The sequence below is a fragment of the Rahnella sp. RcJ3 genome, assembly GCF_009498575.1.
GTDB classification, from domain to species: Bacteria; Pseudomonadota; Gammaproteobacteria; order Enterobacterales; family Enterobacteriaceae; genus Rahnella; species Rahnella aceris.
In genome coordinates this window covers 297,189-311,048 of sequence record NZ_QSNX01000005.1, presented here as the reverse complement: position 1 = coordinate 311,048, position 13,860 = coordinate 297,189, and the positions used below count along the sequence as shown (strand labels likewise).

Genomic DNA, 13,860 nt, shown 5'->3' with positions numbered 1-13,860 from the left:
TTGACGGAATTAACGTGAAGGTTGTGCGTCACAAAAACGGTCAATCAGTATTCAATTCCTTAATACATGATATATCCTATATAATGTATTTTTGGCAAGCTACAGATTAAACCGCAAAAGAAAAGCCATTATTTTGCTAAAGGAAAACGTCAGATGTTTGAGATGGAAAAAGCGCAGCGTGTCAGCCTCACTATGCAGGTGGAGGCCAAACTGAAAGGGGCATTAATTGTCGGCGTACTCAAACCGGGCGCGCGGCTGGTGACCAAAGAAATTGCTGAAAAACTGGGTACCAGCGTGACGCCGGTGCGCGAAGCGTTGCTGCGTCTGGTGTCGGCGGGCGCGCTTGATGCGACGCCGGCACAGGCTTTTCTGGTGCCTAAAATTGCGCTGGCGCGGTATCAGGAAATCACCCTTATCCGCAAAAATCTTGAAGGGCTGGCGGTATCGCAAGCCTGCGGGCAGATCACTGCGCAACACCTCGCTTTACTGAAAACGCTGAATACCCGATTTATGGCGGCGAAAGTGGAAAATAACGTTGAGGATGCTTTAGAGGCTAACCGGGAGTTTCGTTTCACTCTGTATGAAATGGCCGCGATGCCCACGCTGACCGCGCTGATTGAGCAGTTGTGGGTGCAGATTGGTCCGTGTTTTAACTATCTTTATCCGCAGTCACCGCATATGGCGCAGGGCCAGCATAATTACGATCAACTGCTGGTGGCGCTGGAAGCGGGCGATGTTAAACGCTGCGTGAAGCTTATCCACAAATCGATTGATGACGGCGCAGCCATTCTCGGTAAGCATTATTTTCTACAGGAGTGACGGGCGGTTGCCGGGAGTCAGGAGGCATTGCCAGACTGCAACACGCAGTCTGGCAGGGGCGTTCATCAGAACATCAGCACCATCCACGGATAGGCAATCAGCATCATGCCGCCGAGGAAAATCGCGCCGAAGATGGTACCGAGGCGCCAGTAATCTTTGGTTGGCAGATAGCCGCTGCCGTAATAAATCGGGCTAGGGCCGGTGCCGTACGGGGTGATGATCCCCATCACGCCCAGCGAGGTCACCATCATCAGGCAGTAAACCGGCATATTGATGCCCGGAATAGCCGCCGCAATGGTCAGCATCGCCGGTAACAGCGCGGTGGTATGCGCCGTGGTACTGGCGAACAGGTAGTGCAGCAGGAAGAACGCAATCAGCAGCATAACAGCGGCGACCTGCGGGTCGAATCCGTCGAGTAACTGACCGCCTTCTTTACCCAGCCAGGCAATAAAACCAACGCGGGCCAGACCATCCGCCAGCGCGACCAGCGTCGCAAACCACGCGAAGGTGTTCCAGGCCGGTTTATTACTGGTGATATCGTTCCAGTTCAGCACGCCGGTCCACAGCATCAGCACCACGACCAGCAACGCAGCCAGCGCGGGTTCAATCCACGCAGCGGCAAAAATCCACATCAGCAGCGCAGAACACACAAAGATCAGCAGCAGGATTTCGTTACGCGACAGCTTACCCAGTTTGTCGAGTTCGCTTTTCGCCCAGCGCGGCACCTCGTCATTAATCTTCACTTCCGGCGGATAGAACCAGTAGGCCAGCAAAGGCATGGTCAGGATCAGCAGCACCCCCAGCGGCAGGAACGCCAGGAACCACATACCCCAGGAAATCGTAAAGCCGGTGATACTTTTCACCAGCGCCAGTGCCAGCAGGTTCGGGGCCAGCGCCGACAGGAACATCGAACTGGTGATACACGCGGCGGTAATCGCCACCCACATCAGATAAGAACCGATTTTGCGCGCACTCGGATCATTGGGTTTGGAGCCGTATAACGGCGGCAGGTTGGCGATGATCGGGTAAATGGTTCCGCCGCTGCGTGCGGTATTGGACGGCGTGAAAGGTGCCAGCAACAGATCCGCAAAGGTAATGGCGTAACCTAATGTCAGGCTGCGACGGCCGAGATATTTCACCAGGATCAGGGCCAGACGGCGACCAAACTGCGTTTTGTCATATCCTGCGGCAAACATAAACGCGCCAAAAATAAGCCAGACCGTCGAGTTGCCGAAGCCGCTCACCGCCCATTTGAACGCCTCGGTGGGCATTTTAAATTTCGGGTTGGCGATTTCGGCCGGGCTGAATAACAGCCACTGACTGAAGAGGGCGATCACCACCACGCCGGTCAGGCCGATCACGGCGCCGGGCAAGGGCTCGAAAATCAGGCCGACAATCACGCCGACAAAGATGGCGAAGAAATGCCACGCATAGGGTTCAAGCCCGGCGGGGACCGGCGTCAGCAGTAAAAGCACCGCCACCAGCACCGGCAGGAACAACATAATCAGACGTTTTTTTAGTCCCCCGGAGGCCGGATCGGCCTTGCCGGGAACATTCAATGTCGATGTGGGTTTCATAAATTTTGTCTGCCCGTAATTGAGTGTGAGCGTTACGCCACGGTTATCAAAGATGGTGTTCTGATTCGGAAAACCATTAATTTCTTTCGAACTTAAATGCGTTAAGCGGTACGCAATGACAGCGGGTCCACTGTGACGAAATTAAGATGTTACTTTTATTCTTAGCCTGAATGACGCAATACATTCACTTATATCAATACGGTATCATTACAATAAGTGTGGTTATTTATTTATCGAAATAATCCGTTTAAGTGAATGTAGAGTAAATTTGCGTAAACGCCAGTTGTAGCGGTCAACTCTATGATTTTGAAGGTGAGATTTTTTATGTTATTCTAATGTTGATTTTTGTCAACTCATCATTAACAATTGAAGGTGGCATGGGTTTCTGTGTCGGATAAATAAACAACTCCTGTTTTCAGCACGTTTATAACGCCAATTTCATCGCCTGATGCAAATAAATTAGCTAACAGATTTCTATATTCGCCTGCTTCGGATTGCTTAATTAAACGTAGTTTTTTACGGTAAGTAATGCGGTCATGGAAAAATTCAAGACTTACAGATTTCGGAGTTGATCATAATGAATAAGCTGACACCGGTACTGAATCCGCTCACGCTGCCAAACGGTGCGGTACTGAAAAACCGTCTGCTGATGGCCCCGATGACTACCTGCACCGGCTTTTATGACGGTACCGTCACCAGTGAACTGGTGGAATATTACCGTGACCGTGCTGGCAGCATCGGCACAATCATCGTCGAATGTTGCTTCATTGACCGCATGGGCCCGGCGTTTCCGGGTGCTATCGCTATCGACAGCGACAATAAAATTGCCGGTCTGAAGAAAATTGCCGATGCCATTAAATCCAAAGGCTCGAAAGCGATTTTACAGATTTACCACGGTGGCAGAATGGTGGAACCGGAGCTGATCGGCGGCCGTACGCCTGTCGCCCCAAGCGCCATCGCTGCACCCCGTGAAGGCGCGACCCGGCCAAAAGAACTGACCGGCGAAGAAGTGGAAACCATGATCACCAAATTTGGTGATGCCGTTAACCGCGCCATTAAAGCCGGTTTCGATGGTGTGGAAATCCACGGCGCAAACACCTATCTGATCCAGCAATTTTACTCGCCGAATTCCAACCAGCGCACCGACAAATGGGGCGGAGACCGCGACAAACGCGCCCGTTTCCCGCTGGAAGTGCTCGACATCACCCACAAAATGGCAGAGCGCTTTGCCGACGCCTCCTTCATTATCGGCTACCGTTTTTCGCCGGAAGAGCTGGAAGTGCCGGGCATCCGTTTTGACGACACGATGTATCTGCTGGAAAAACTCGCTGCGCGCGGGCTGGACTATGTGCATTTCTCGGTCGGACAACTGTTGCGTCCCTCTATCGTCGATACGCAGGACCCGACGCCGCTGATCACTAAATTCCGTGCCATGCGCTCTGAAACACTGGCTAAAGTGCCGGTGATTGGCGTCGGCGGCGTGATCAACAAAGCTGATGCCGAAAAAGGGCTGGAATACGGTTTTGATCTGATCGCGGTGGGTAAAGCCTGTATTGCTTATCCGGACTGGGCTGACCGCATCGTCAATAACGATCATCTTGAGCTGTTTATCGACAGCCATAAACGCGAAGAACTGAACATCCCTGAACCGCTGTGGCGCTTCTCTCTGGTTGACGCCATGATCCGCGACACCAGCGTCACCGGCCGTAAATACAAAGCCGGGGTGTATCAGGAGAAAGTCGAAGCCGAAGCGCTGAAACTGAAAATCAGCGTCACGCTCGACACTGACCGTATTACCGATATCGCGCTGGTGAAAGACGACTCGCTGGACGTCGATTTCACGACCACCTTCGAAAGCCTGCGTACGCGCATGCTGGTCGCCAACAGCCCGCACGTCGATGCCATTACCGGTGCGACCACCCAGAGTGAGGCGCTGAAAAAAGCCGTTTCCCGCGCGCTGGCAACTTCCAGCAAAGAACACGTCATCGAAGAAGGCGGCAACCCGCAGGCACCGCAAAACTACGACGTTGTGGTGATCGGCAGCGGCGGCGCAGGGCTGGCTGCAGCGATTCAGGCGCACGACGAAGGCGCGCATGTGGTGATTATCGAGAAGATGCCCACTATCGGCGGCAATACCATCAAAGCCTCCGTCGGGATGAACGCCGCAGAAACCCGTTTCCAGAAACTGAAAGGCATCGAAGACAGCAAAGACCTGTTCTATGAAGAAACGCTGAAAGGCGGCAAGTTCAAAAACAACCCGGTGCTGCTGAGAGAGTTTGTGGAACTGGCACCGGAAGCCGTCGAATGGCTGGCGGCGAAAGAGATTGAACTGAATGACATCACCATCACCGGCGGGATGAGTATCGACCGTACACACCGTCCGGCGGATCGTTCCGCCGTTGGTGGTTTCCTGATCAGCGGCCTGGTGAAAAATATCAACAAGCGCGATATCGAAGTGCTGCTTGAAACCTCCGTCGCCGAAATCCTGTCCGAAAACGGCGTGGTGACCGGCGTGAAAGTGGTGGATGAATATAATGACAGCCGCATTCTGAATGCGAAAAGCGTGATTGTCGCCACCGGCGGTTTCAGTGCTAACCGCGAGATGGTGGTGAAATATCGCCCGGAACTGGATGGTTTTGTGACCACCAACCATGCGGGTGCGACCGGCAGCGGGATTGCCTTGCTACAGAAACTGGGCGCGGACACGGTGGATATGGGTGAAATCCAGATCCACCCGACGGTGGAACAGACCACGTCTTATCTGATTTCCGAAGCCATTCGCGGCGGCGGCGCGATCCTGATCAGCCAGGCCGGAAAGCGTTTCTATAACGAGATGGAAACCCGCGATAAAGTCTCGGCTGAAATCATCGCCTTACCGGAGAAAAGTGCGTGGGTGATCTTCGATGAACAGGTGCGGTCGAATAACAGAGCGGCTGACGAGTATATCGCCAAAGGCTTTGTGATAAGCGCGCCAACGCCGGAGAAACTGGCAGTAAAACTCAATATGGATCCTCACACGTTGTCGGAAACCCTGCTGCGCTACAATCTGTTTGTGGTGGAGAAAAAGGATGAAGACTTTGGACGTACCACTGCGCTGCGCCATCCGCTCAATCCGGGGCCGTTCTTTGCTATCCGCATCGCGCCGGGCGTGCATCACACCATGGGCGGTGTGACCATCAACCCGGATACCGCCGTGCTTGATGCGCAAAAACAGGTGATCACCGGTGCCTGGGCCGCAGGCGAAGTGGTCGGCGGCATCCATGGCGCAAACCGCATCGGCGGTAACGCTGTCGCCGATATCATTATCTTCGGCATTCTCGCCGGTAAGAATGCGGCGGCGCTGGCGAAGCGGTAAACGACAGAAGGTTAATGCTTTAAAATGAAAAACCCACGTGTGAGCGTGGGTTTTTTTATGGGTTACGATAAGCTGAAAAGTTTAACATCATAATCTGCATAAATTGATAAAAATATTTAATAGAAATCTTGTATTTGTTTACCTCAAGGTTTTGCGCTATAACTTCTGCAATTATAAAATATTAATCAGGGACTCTTTCTGGCAGGGTTATTATACCTGGAGTCCCTCAATCAGTCTGTCATAATATACTGTGATAGCATGGAGGTATATGAGTAAACGCAGCGATATTACCAATTTTCATGGTTAGATTATATCAAGCCTTTAAATGATTTATCGAGCTTGTATTTATCTGATCGTTATCTAAACAGACCCGTGAAAAATATGTTTGATGATAAAAATAAACTCAATGGAAACGTGTACTTGTCCCTCAGAAAGGGGTTCCAAAAAAATACAGAACTCAAAATGCCTTCACATTACCCTATTTTTCCTCATCATCCGAGGTCCCCAGACTATTTTTACATTGGCGGTGATAGCCCCATGCCGATCTGGTGAGTCAATTAAAGTGCATACAGAGGGTTATATGCAAAAAATAGTTAAGTGGTCCGGATGTTTTATAGCAATATTAGTTATGATGTTCATGTGCCATATAGTATTAAGCTTGTATTTGTTGGGTTGTATTTCTGATGGAAGGGAATATCGCAAATCAAATTGGGTTGACTATTATTATCTTACGCCTGATGTTATTAAAAATGCGCCTGAAATTTCCAGTGATGCTATTTATTATGTGCAAGGTGGTGATGAAAATACCTTCTTAGAGGAAAAGGTCACCTGGACTCAGGTAAAAGATGTTCCACAGGCAGTGAAAGTACTGAAAACCTATTTAGTTGAAAGTGGTATTGATGTTGAAGCACGTTATAACATTGGTGAGCGATACTTTATTATTCCTTATGAGGATAAAGTGAGTCTGTTGATAAATACTTGCATGAAAAATTGCTGACAACGAGATCAGCAATTTTGTCGTTTCAGCCGAAAGCCTCCCGCACCGCCTGAATAAAACTGCGGATCTTCACGGTCTGTCGCAGACCGGCGGGTGTGAGGATATGCATGGGTCTTGAAGGTCCGTCGTAATCAGGCAATACCTGCACCAGTCGTCCGGCGTTGATCTCCTCGCGCAGCACATCTTCCGGCCCCAGCGTCACGCCATATCCGCTGACGGCAGCATGCAGCAGTGCGCGCCAGTCATTCGAGCGCAGACGGCCCTGCGGATGGATTTCCTGCATTTTCCCGTCCTGGTAAAATTGCCAGCGGCAGGGGGCCTGTGGCGACCAGATTCCGTAAACCAGACAGGAATGCGTCGCCAGTTCCGCCGGGGTTTCCGGTGCGCCATTTTGTGCAAGATAGCCCGGCGAGGCACAGGCAATCAGCCGGTATGGCCGCAGCGGATAAGCAATCATCTGGCTGTCACTCAGTTCGCCAATGCGCAGGATCACCTCATAGCCTTCCTCGACCGGATCGACCATGCGGTCGCTGAGCGTCAGTTCAATCTGCGTCTCCGGATACTGCGCCAGATAATGCGTAATGAATGGCGCCAGTGACGATGTGCCGAAGGTGACCGGCGCATTCACCCGTAACGTGCCGGAAGGTGTGACTTTCATTTCGAGGGCGATAGCATCCGCTGCCTCGGCCTCTGAAAGCACGATTTTACAGCGCTCATAATAACTGCGCCCGATGTCTGTCAGGTGCTGACGCCGCGTCGTGCGGTTGATCAGTGCCGTCCCCAGCCGCGATTCCAGCCGGGCGATATGTTTGGCCACCATCTGCGGGGAAATACGCAATGCTTCTGCTGCTGCCGCGAAAGAACCCAGATCAGCGGTTCTGACGAACACATTCATGCTGGTTAAGCGATCCATGATTCCCTCTTATTTGTTGTTTGTTTATGTCTGTGGTGGCGATTTATCAATGTTCAGTGTGGAATTATTCTTACCCTATCGACAACAAAATGAAAGGTAAGAATCATGAAAATAGGCATTTTGGGTGCAGGGTTCGTAGGCAGGGCGGTGGCAAAACTGGCGATCAAAGCCGGACATCAGGTGATGCTGAGTAATTCTCGCGGTCCTCAGTCGTTGTTCAGCCTGAAGCCGATGATCGGTTGCGAAATCGGTACCGCGACGCAAGCGGCTGCTTTTGGCGATATCGTGGTGATTGCCGTGCCGCTGACGGCTATCGGACAACTGCCCGTGGCGGAGATTGCCGGAAAACCGGTCATTGATGCCGTAAATTATTACCCTGAACGTGACGGTCAGGTGGCAGAACTGGACGATCAGACAACGACTACCAGCGAATATCTCGCGGGCTTCCTGCCGCATTCAGAAATCACCAAAGCATTCAATGCGATTCAGATGACCGATCTCGAAAACGACGGTTTACCCGCTGGCGACCCGCAACGTCGCGCTCTGCCCGTAGCCGGTGATGATGCGGAAACGAAAAAGGCGGTGATCGCGCTGTATGACGCCTTTGGTTTTGACGCCGTCGATGCAGGCGCTCTTTCCGAAGGCTGGCGCTTCCAGCGCGGCATGCCGTCTTATTGTGTGCGGATGACCGAAAGTGAATTACGGGCGGCGCTGGATGGGGCGGTGAGGCCGGAACCCGCAGGAAGATAAAAGGGCGGTTTTACCCCTCAAAAATTTTAAATGTGCTTAGGCTTAGATAACGTTTAAAACCCCCACCCAACTTCCCCCTTCACCGGGGGAAGCGTTGATCAAGCCATCAGCGAGTTTCGCTTTTCTCCTGTCTTTAAACCCCCTCCGGCACCCACGCGCCCTGCAATTTCACCTGCGGGAAGCCTGCGGTCAGAATGCGCAATTCGGCATCGCGCGGAGTGTTGTCGCCCTGGCCCTGAATGCTGACGATGTCCTGCGGGCAGGCGGAGAAGGCGACGTAGCAGTCCATTTCGGCGCGCAGGATAATGTAGTCGCCAGGACGCGTCACCACCGGCAAGGTTTTCAGGGTACGGCCATCCGGCTGAACCTGAATGTTCATGAAGATGTTGAACGAGGCCAGATTGCCGTGCGGCAGTGTTACGCCCAGTTCCGCCATGCCTTCAAACAGGTTGTCGTGGCAGTTGCGGTGCGGTTCGGTGCAGCCGAGTAACTCGTAACGACGCGCATCGCACGCGGCCATAAAGGTGTCGTGCACGCCGGGTGAGGTGTCGGCGACCAGCGTCAGAATCGGGTGGCGCTGGCTGGTGATAAAGCTGTCGCCGACCTGCGGATTCAGCCGCTGGTTCCAGACACGGGTGGCTTCCATACACATATATTCACTGACGTCTTCGGCGTTATACGCCCAGCAATCCACCACCTGGGTGCCGTACAAATTCACCACCTGCACGGCTTCGCCTTTCGCCAGACGCACGGCTTTACCGTGGCGGGCGGCAATCAACTGGATGTCACGATGCTCAAATTCAGCCGACATTTTTTTCTCCTGATTAATGTTGCATGCTGCGACGGTAGCGCGTCATGCGAAATTCAATATGGCGCGCCAGCCAGTCAATCAGACTGTTCAGCACCCAGTAACACAGCGCGACCGTGAGATAAATCTCCAGCGGCGCGTAAGTCTCAGAAATCGCCTGTTTGGCGGCGTACATAAACTCTTGCACCGATACAATCGACAGCAGGGCGGAGTCTTTAATCAGGCCGATCATCAGCCCGACCAGTGGCGATAACATCTGCGGCAGCGTTTGTGGCAACACCACGTCGCGAAGTTGTTCCGTGCGGCTCAGCCCTAAAACACGACAGGCTTCCCACTGGCCGCGCGGTAACATCTCAATCGCCGAGCGTACGACCTGCGCGATATACGGCGCGTAATACAACGTCAGTGCCAGCACGCCGACCTGTGGCGAGGTAAAGGTGATGTCGTATTCCGGCAGGACGAAATAGAGCAGATAAATAACGATCAGCAGTGGAAGCGCCAGCGTCAGGCTGGTGTAAATATGCAGCAACCGTTGCCAGAATGGCGGGGCACGCATCAGCGCGACGGCCATCAGCGTGCCCCATAACAGCGAGCAGATCGCCGCAATGGCACAGAGTTTTAACGTGGCAATCATGCCTGCGCCGAGCGACGGTAATGCGGTAAGAATTGCCTGCCAGTCCATTACGCCATCCTCCGCTTGGCTTCCAGATGCCGTACCGCGCTGATCAGCGGCAGGGCGATCAGCAGATACCCGGCTGACACCAGCAACAGCACCTGAGTGGCGTCGTAAGTGCGGGCGATAACGATTTGTCCGGCATAGGTCAGTTCGGTCAGCGCCACCACGGACGCCAGCGGCGTAGTTTTCAGCAAAATCGTAAACTCGTTCACCAGCATCGGCAGGCTGGCGCGGATCACCTGCGGGTTGATCACATACCACCACGTCAGCCAGCGGTTCAGCCCCAGCGTGCGCGCCGCTTCACGTTGTCCGCGGGTCACCAGACTCTGATTAACCCGTAAGATTTCCGCGACGTACGCCCCGCTGTTCAGGCCAATCGCCAGCACCGCCGCCAGCATTGGCTGACCGCCGAGGCCGAGACGCGGCAGGGTGAAGAACACCACAAAGAGCTGCACGATAGCCGGTGTGCCACGCATCAGGCTGACATACAACCGCCCGGTGACGCGCCACAGCCAGGCATTGCGTAGCTGGATAAAGCAGATGATTTGCCCGCACACCAGGCTCAGCAGCGCTGCCAGTAAGGTAAGTGTCAGCGTCATCAGCAGGCCATGGCCTAATTCGGGAAGTGCTGCAATCACCTGGTCATCCAGCCCCAACATGCGTTATTCCTCGTCAAATGCTGACAGATTTTCCGCGACCGAAAGCTTCAGCGGCGCGGGTTTATCGTTGCCTTCAATACCGGTGCAGCAGGCAGAAACCACAAAGACGGTATCGGCCACCACGCGACAGGTAATGCTGTCGCCCGGCTGCGTGCGGTTGGTTTCCGGCAAAATATCACCTTCTCGCGTCAGCCGGACGTGCATGAACAGATTGATGGGATCCGGCAGTTTCGGCACATTCATGCCCAGCCGTGCCAGTTCACTTTTTACCGACTCAATGCAGCCATCCCCCTGATAACCACGCTCAGCCAGCCATGCGGTGGTCGAACCCGGCAGCAGCAGGTCGTGGCGTTTTACGCTGTCCTTGCCCAGCACCATTACCGGACGACGGCGGTTATTCACCAGACGCATCCCAGAACCCAGCAGATAGCTGTTGCTGAATACGCGGGTGTGATGAACCGACAGCCAGACAGCAGGGTCGCTCAGGCTGAAGCCAAACAGTGCGGCCACCGCACTTTCGCCCGCTGCCGTGATGCGCAACAGTTGCCCGCGCAGCACGCGAATGGAGCCCGTCTCACCGGCTTTGATATCCACCGGCCCGGCCAGCGGACGGACTTCACTTTCGGCCCAGGCCTCACGCATTAACAGCATGCTGAATCTCCCCGTGGTAATGATTGCTGACCTGAATATCAACCGGCGTGACCTGCAAACCGTTGCCGGGAATGATGTCCTGCGGGCAGGACGACACTGCGCAAATCAGGTCACACAGCGCTTCAAAGACAATATAGTCACCGGCTTTACTGTTCGGGTCAGTGACTTCCATGCGGCCATCGGCGGTGACCGGCCCGTTCTGGAACAGGTTGAACGGTTCCGGCAGGCTGAAATAGGTCACGCTGTGTGCCTTCATGCCCTCAAGCAGGTTATCGACGCAGTTGCGATGGCCTTCAACACCGAAATCGATACTGAAACGCGTGCGGTCGCAGGCCGGAACATTGGCGTCATGAATACCAATGGTGTCGGCGATGATGCGCAACATCGGGCGGTTTTCACTCGACCACAGCGCATCTCCGGGTTTGAAGAACAGCGAGCGCAGATGCTGACGCGTATGCACCGGCGACAGTTTTTCATTCAGATCAGCGGCATTCACGGCCACAAAATCGGCGGCCTGCTGACCTTCGGCATCAATGACGGTAATAAATTGCCCTTTGTTCACGGTAAAGGTTTTGCCGTGACCGGCGGGCACCGTCAGCAGGGATTGGCACATAACTTACTCCTGAGGAATGAAATCGCTGGCGGGCACGGTAAAGGTGGTGCCGAGATACTGTTTTTGCAGCGTGGTGAGTTCGCCGTCTTTCTGCATCGCCAAAATATGATCGCTGATGGCTTTGTTCAGGCGGGTGTCGTCTTTACGTGTTGCCCACGCCATCCACTGTGACGGGCCAGCTTCGCCAACCTGAGCCACTTTGTTCGGGTATTTTTTAACGATCGGTGCGAGCACCGAAATGTCGTCAAACACGAAATCGGCGCGTTTAGTCATCAGCGTGCTGACGGTCTGATCCAGCGTATCCACGCTGATGATGGTGATCGGCTTCTTGCCTTCTTTGGTCAGCGTTTCGTTAAAGCCCTTGAGCAACTGTTCCGGCACGCTGGCGCTTTTCACGGCTCCGCTCAGACCAGACAACTGTTCCGGCGACAACGTTTTGCCGCTGAATTTTTTCACATCGGCCTCGCGCACCAGCACACCATTGACGGTTTTGCTGTAAGGCACCGTGAACAGCACTTTTTTGGCGCGTTCGGCGGTGACGTTAAGAGAAGAACCTTCGGCATTGAATGAGCCGGAGATCAGGCCGGGCAGAATGCCGCTGAACGCGGTTTTCTGAAACTCCAGTTTCACGCCGAGGTCTTTGGCGAAAGATTGCATGATCGCCACGCTGTAGCCGGTGATCTCGCCTTTATCGTTGGTGAATTCATAAGGCGGGAAGGTCGGGTCGATGCCGACGGTGATTTTACCGCTGCTTTTGATGTCTGACAGCGTATCAGCTTGTGCGGTGCCAGCCGCGCCAGCAGTGATTAAAGCGGCGATCAGCAATGCTATTTTTTTCATTATGGTGATTCCCTGGTGTTGGTGAAATGTCACTGACCACAGAGCAGTTTCCATGCCACTTTTTTAATCAGTCGCAGCCTGAATATGACGGGAAACATTTTTTTCTTCCATAATCAATGAGAAACAAATGTTTCTTATTTTAATATTTATATTTCTCAGGTTTCATCAGGAGGCGTGAAAAAGCGGCGGAAAGATCCGCCGCTGCACTGATTTGGGGATAAGTGTTCAGCCGTTGCGCCAGTGCGGCGCATTACTCCAGTTCTTCGAGGCTCTGGTGCAGGGTTTCGATGGTGGCGAGATGGTAGCTGCCGGTTTTACCCATGCGACGGGCGACCAGTGAACAGAGCAGGTTACAGACGCCGGAAAGCGCCACGGTGCTGTCGAAAATCAGATTAACGTCGGTATGACAGCGCAAGACCCAGTTGGCATATTTCGCCGGTTTACCCGCCAGCACATCGGAGATATACAGCATCGGCACCTGCATGTCAGCCAGGGCACTCATGGCGGTTTCCAGTGCAGGCATACGGCGGCGCAGCCCGACGCAGATCACCACATCCTGCGGGCCAAGCGCTGCCAGATGTTCTGCCAGCGAATCACCGGCGCGCGGCAGCAGGCGTACGTCGGGGTGAACGTGGATCAGGTCGCGGTAAATCAGCATGGCGATGGTCTGACTGTGACGCCAGCCCATCACCACCACACGCTTCGCGTTGGCAATGGCCTCCACGCAGGCTTCAAGCTGGTCATCTTCCAGTAAACGGAACGTGTTCACCAGGCTGGAGACCTCTTTTTCCAGATGATTTTGTATCAGTGTGCCCAGGGGCGAAGCGCTGGGTGCGGCCTGAAGATACAGAGGCGAGCCACTGTTTTGCATTTCACGCGCCTGACGGCGGGCAGCATCGTAACTTTCATAACCGATATGGCGAAAGAATCGCGTGGCAGTCGCTTTGGATACGCCCGCGCTCTGCGCCAGTTCAGTCGCGGTATTCATCGCCAACTGGCCCGGCGCGGCTAACAGGACATCGGCTAAACGTTGTTCGTGCAACGAAAGCTGATCCCATTGCTGCCGGATACGGCTTTCCAGCGATGCCGTTTTTGCGCTCATGAATGATCCCCGGAAAGAAAAAACTCATCCTGCACAGAACGTGCCGGATTGTCATGCACAATCTTTATCGCGGTATTGACAGTGCACCGGGGATGATGGT

The 13,860-nt window shown here is 53.7% G+C and carries 13 protein-coding genes; 4 read left to right on the top strand and 9 right to left on the bottom strand.

Features of this window, described 5'->3' with window-relative positions:
- The first annotated feature begins 153 nt into the window (after positions 1 to 153).
- Positions 154 to 819: a GntR family transcriptional regulator gene (locus DXU84_RS09340; RefSeq protein ID WP_112152444.1), complete on the top strand. Its 666-nt coding sequence runs from the start codon at positions 154 to 156 to the stop codon at positions 817 to 819.
- A 65-nt stretch (positions 820 to 884) separates the two neighbouring features.
- On the opposite strand, the gene DXU84_RS09335 is transcribed toward DXU84_RS09340, so the two are convergent.
- Positions 885 to 2,396 carry an anion permease gene (locus DXU84_RS09335; RefSeq protein WP_013575620.1) on the bottom strand — a complete coding sequence of 504 codons (1,512 nt, stop codon included), beginning with the start codon at positions 2,394 to 2,396 and terminating at the stop codon, positions 885 to 887.
- 577 nt (positions 2,397 to 2,973) lie between these two features.
- On the opposite strand from DXU84_RS09335, the gene DXU84_RS09330 reads away from it, so the two are divergent.
- Both DXU84_RS09330 and DXU84_RS09325 read left to right on the top strand, forming a co-directional pair.
- Positions 2,974 to 5,751 (top strand): flavocytochrome c, encoded by a 2,778-nt coding sequence (locus DXU84_RS09330; protein WP_153375496.1) that lies wholly within the window; start codon positions 2,974 to 2,976, stop codon positions 5,749 to 5,751.
- Positions 5,752 to 6,331: 580 nt separating this feature from the next.
- Positions 6,332 to 6,748, top strand: coding sequence for a hypothetical protein (locus DXU84_RS09325; protein WP_119261674.1), 417 nt, complete (start codon positions 6,332 to 6,334; stop codon positions 6,746 to 6,748).
- A 25-nt stretch (positions 6,749 to 6,773) separates the two neighbouring features.
- Here the strand turns inward: DXU84_RS09325 and DXU84_RS09320 are convergent, their stop codons facing one another.
- A complete protein-coding gene (locus DXU84_RS09320; protein WP_153375494.1) occupies positions 6,774 to 7,661 on the bottom strand; it encodes a LysR family transcriptional regulator in 888 nt (295 codons plus the stop codon).
- Positions 7,662 to 7,766: 105 nt separating this feature from the next.
- Here DXU84_RS09320 and DXU84_RS09315 point away from each other — a divergent pair, with 105 nt between their 5' ends.
- Positions 7,767 to 8,411 carry an NADPH-dependent F420 reductase gene (locus tag DXU84_RS09315; protein ID WP_153375492.1) on the top strand — a complete coding sequence of 215 codons (645 nt, stop codon included), beginning with the start codon at positions 7,767 to 7,769 and terminating at the stop codon, positions 8,409 to 8,411.
- 133 nt (positions 8,412 to 8,544) lie between these two features.
- Here the strand turns inward: DXU84_RS09315 and DXU84_RS09310 are convergent, their stop codons facing one another.
- From DXU84_RS09310 to DXU84_RS09280, 7 genes are all read right to left on the bottom strand, one after another.
- Entirely contained in the window at positions 8,545 to 9,222 is a 678-nt protein-coding gene (locus tag DXU84_RS09310) for a DUF1989 domain-containing protein (RefSeq protein ID WP_013575614.1), read from the bottom strand.
- A gap of 13 nt (positions 9,223 to 9,235) precedes the next feature.
- Positions 9,236 to 9,901: an amino acid ABC transporter permease gene (locus DXU84_RS09305; protein WP_153375490.1), complete on the bottom strand. Its 666-nt coding sequence runs from the start codon at positions 9,899 to 9,901 to the stop codon at positions 9,236 to 9,238.
- Positions 9,901 to 10,554, bottom strand: coding sequence for an amino acid ABC transporter permease (locus DXU84_RS09300; RefSeq protein WP_013575612.1), 654 nt, complete (start codon positions 10,552 to 10,554; stop codon positions 9,901 to 9,903). Before DXU84_RS09300 ends, DXU84_RS09305 begins: the two co-directional genes overlap by 1 nt.
- Before the next feature lie 3 nt (positions 10,555 to 10,557).
- Positions 10,558 to 11,205: an urea carboxylase-associated family protein gene (locus DXU84_RS09295; RefSeq protein ID WP_153375488.1), complete on the bottom strand. Its 648-nt coding sequence runs from the start codon at positions 11,203 to 11,205 to the stop codon at positions 10,558 to 10,560.
- Complete coding sequence (locus tag DXU84_RS09290) at positions 11,189 to 11,818, bottom strand: DUF1989 domain-containing protein (RefSeq protein ID WP_131637719.1); 630 nt, start codon at positions 11,816 to 11,818, stop codon at positions 11,189 to 11,191. The genes DXU84_RS09295 and DXU84_RS09290 overlap by 17 nt, the downstream gene beginning before the upstream one ends.
- Positions 11,819 to 11,821: 3 nt before the next feature.
- Positions 11,822 to 12,658, bottom strand: coding sequence for a transporter substrate-binding domain-containing protein (locus DXU84_RS09285; RefSeq protein ID WP_013575609.1), 837 nt, complete (start codon positions 12,656 to 12,658; stop codon positions 11,822 to 11,824).
- Between the two features lie 250 nt (positions 12,659 to 12,908).
- Positions 12,909 to 13,760 (bottom strand): MurR/RpiR family transcriptional regulator, encoded by an 852-nt coding sequence (locus DXU84_RS09280; protein ID WP_013575608.1) that lies wholly within the window; start codon positions 13,758 to 13,760, stop codon positions 12,909 to 12,911.
- Positions 13,761 to 13,860: the final 100 nt, after the last annotated feature.

Excerpts from the sequence above, each read along its gene's own strand:
- DXU84_RS09305 (WP_153375490.1), bottom strand. The coding sequence starts at position 9,901 with ATGGACTGGCAGGCAATTCTTACCGCATTACCGTCGCTCGGCGCAGGC.
- DXU84_RS09280 (WP_013575608.1), bottom strand. The coding sequence starts at position 13,760 with ATGAGCGCAAAAACGGCATCGCTGGAAAGCCGTATCCGGCAGCAATGG.
- DXU84_RS09330 (WP_153375496.1), top strand. The coding sequence starts at position 2,974 with ATGAATAAGCTGACACCGGTACTGAATCCGCTCACGCTGCCAAACGGT.
- DXU84_RS09335 (WP_013575620.1), bottom strand. The coding sequence starts at position 2,396 with ATGAAACCCACATCGACATTGAATGTTCCCGGCAAGGCCGATCCGGCC.
- DXU84_RS09315 (WP_153375492.1), top strand. The coding sequence starts at position 7,767 with ATGAAAATAGGCATTTTGGGTGCAGGGTTCGTAGGCAGGGCGGTGGCA.
- DXU84_RS09285 (WP_013575609.1), bottom strand. The coding sequence starts at position 12,658 with ATGAAAAAAATAGCATTGCTGATCGCCGCTTTAATCACTGCTGGCGCG.
- DXU84_RS09310 (WP_013575614.1), bottom strand. The coding sequence starts at position 9,222 with ATGTCGGCTGAATTTGAGCATCGTGACATCCAGTTGATTGCCGCCCGC.
- DXU84_RS09340 (WP_112152444.1), top strand. The coding sequence starts at position 154 with ATGTTTGAGATGGAAAAAGCGCAGCGTGTCAGCCTCACTATGCAGGTG.
- DXU84_RS09295 (WP_153375488.1), bottom strand. The coding sequence starts at position 11,205 with ATGCTGTTAATGCGTGAGGCCTGGGCCGAAAGTGAAGTCCGTCCGCTG.
- DXU84_RS09290 (WP_131637719.1), bottom strand. The coding sequence starts at position 11,818 with ATGTGCCAATCCCTGCTGACGGTGCCCGCCGGTCACGGCAAAACCTTT.
- DXU84_RS09325 (WP_119261674.1), top strand. The coding sequence starts at position 6,332 with ATGCAAAAAATAGTTAAGTGGTCCGGATGTTTTATAGCAATATTAGTT.
- DXU84_RS09320 (WP_153375494.1), bottom strand. The coding sequence starts at position 7,661 with ATGGATCGCTTAACCAGCATGAATGTGTTCGTCAGAACCGCTGATCTG.
- DXU84_RS09300 (WP_013575612.1), bottom strand. The coding sequence starts at position 10,554 with ATGTTGGGGCTGGATGACCAGGTGATTGCAGCACTTCCCGAATTAGGC.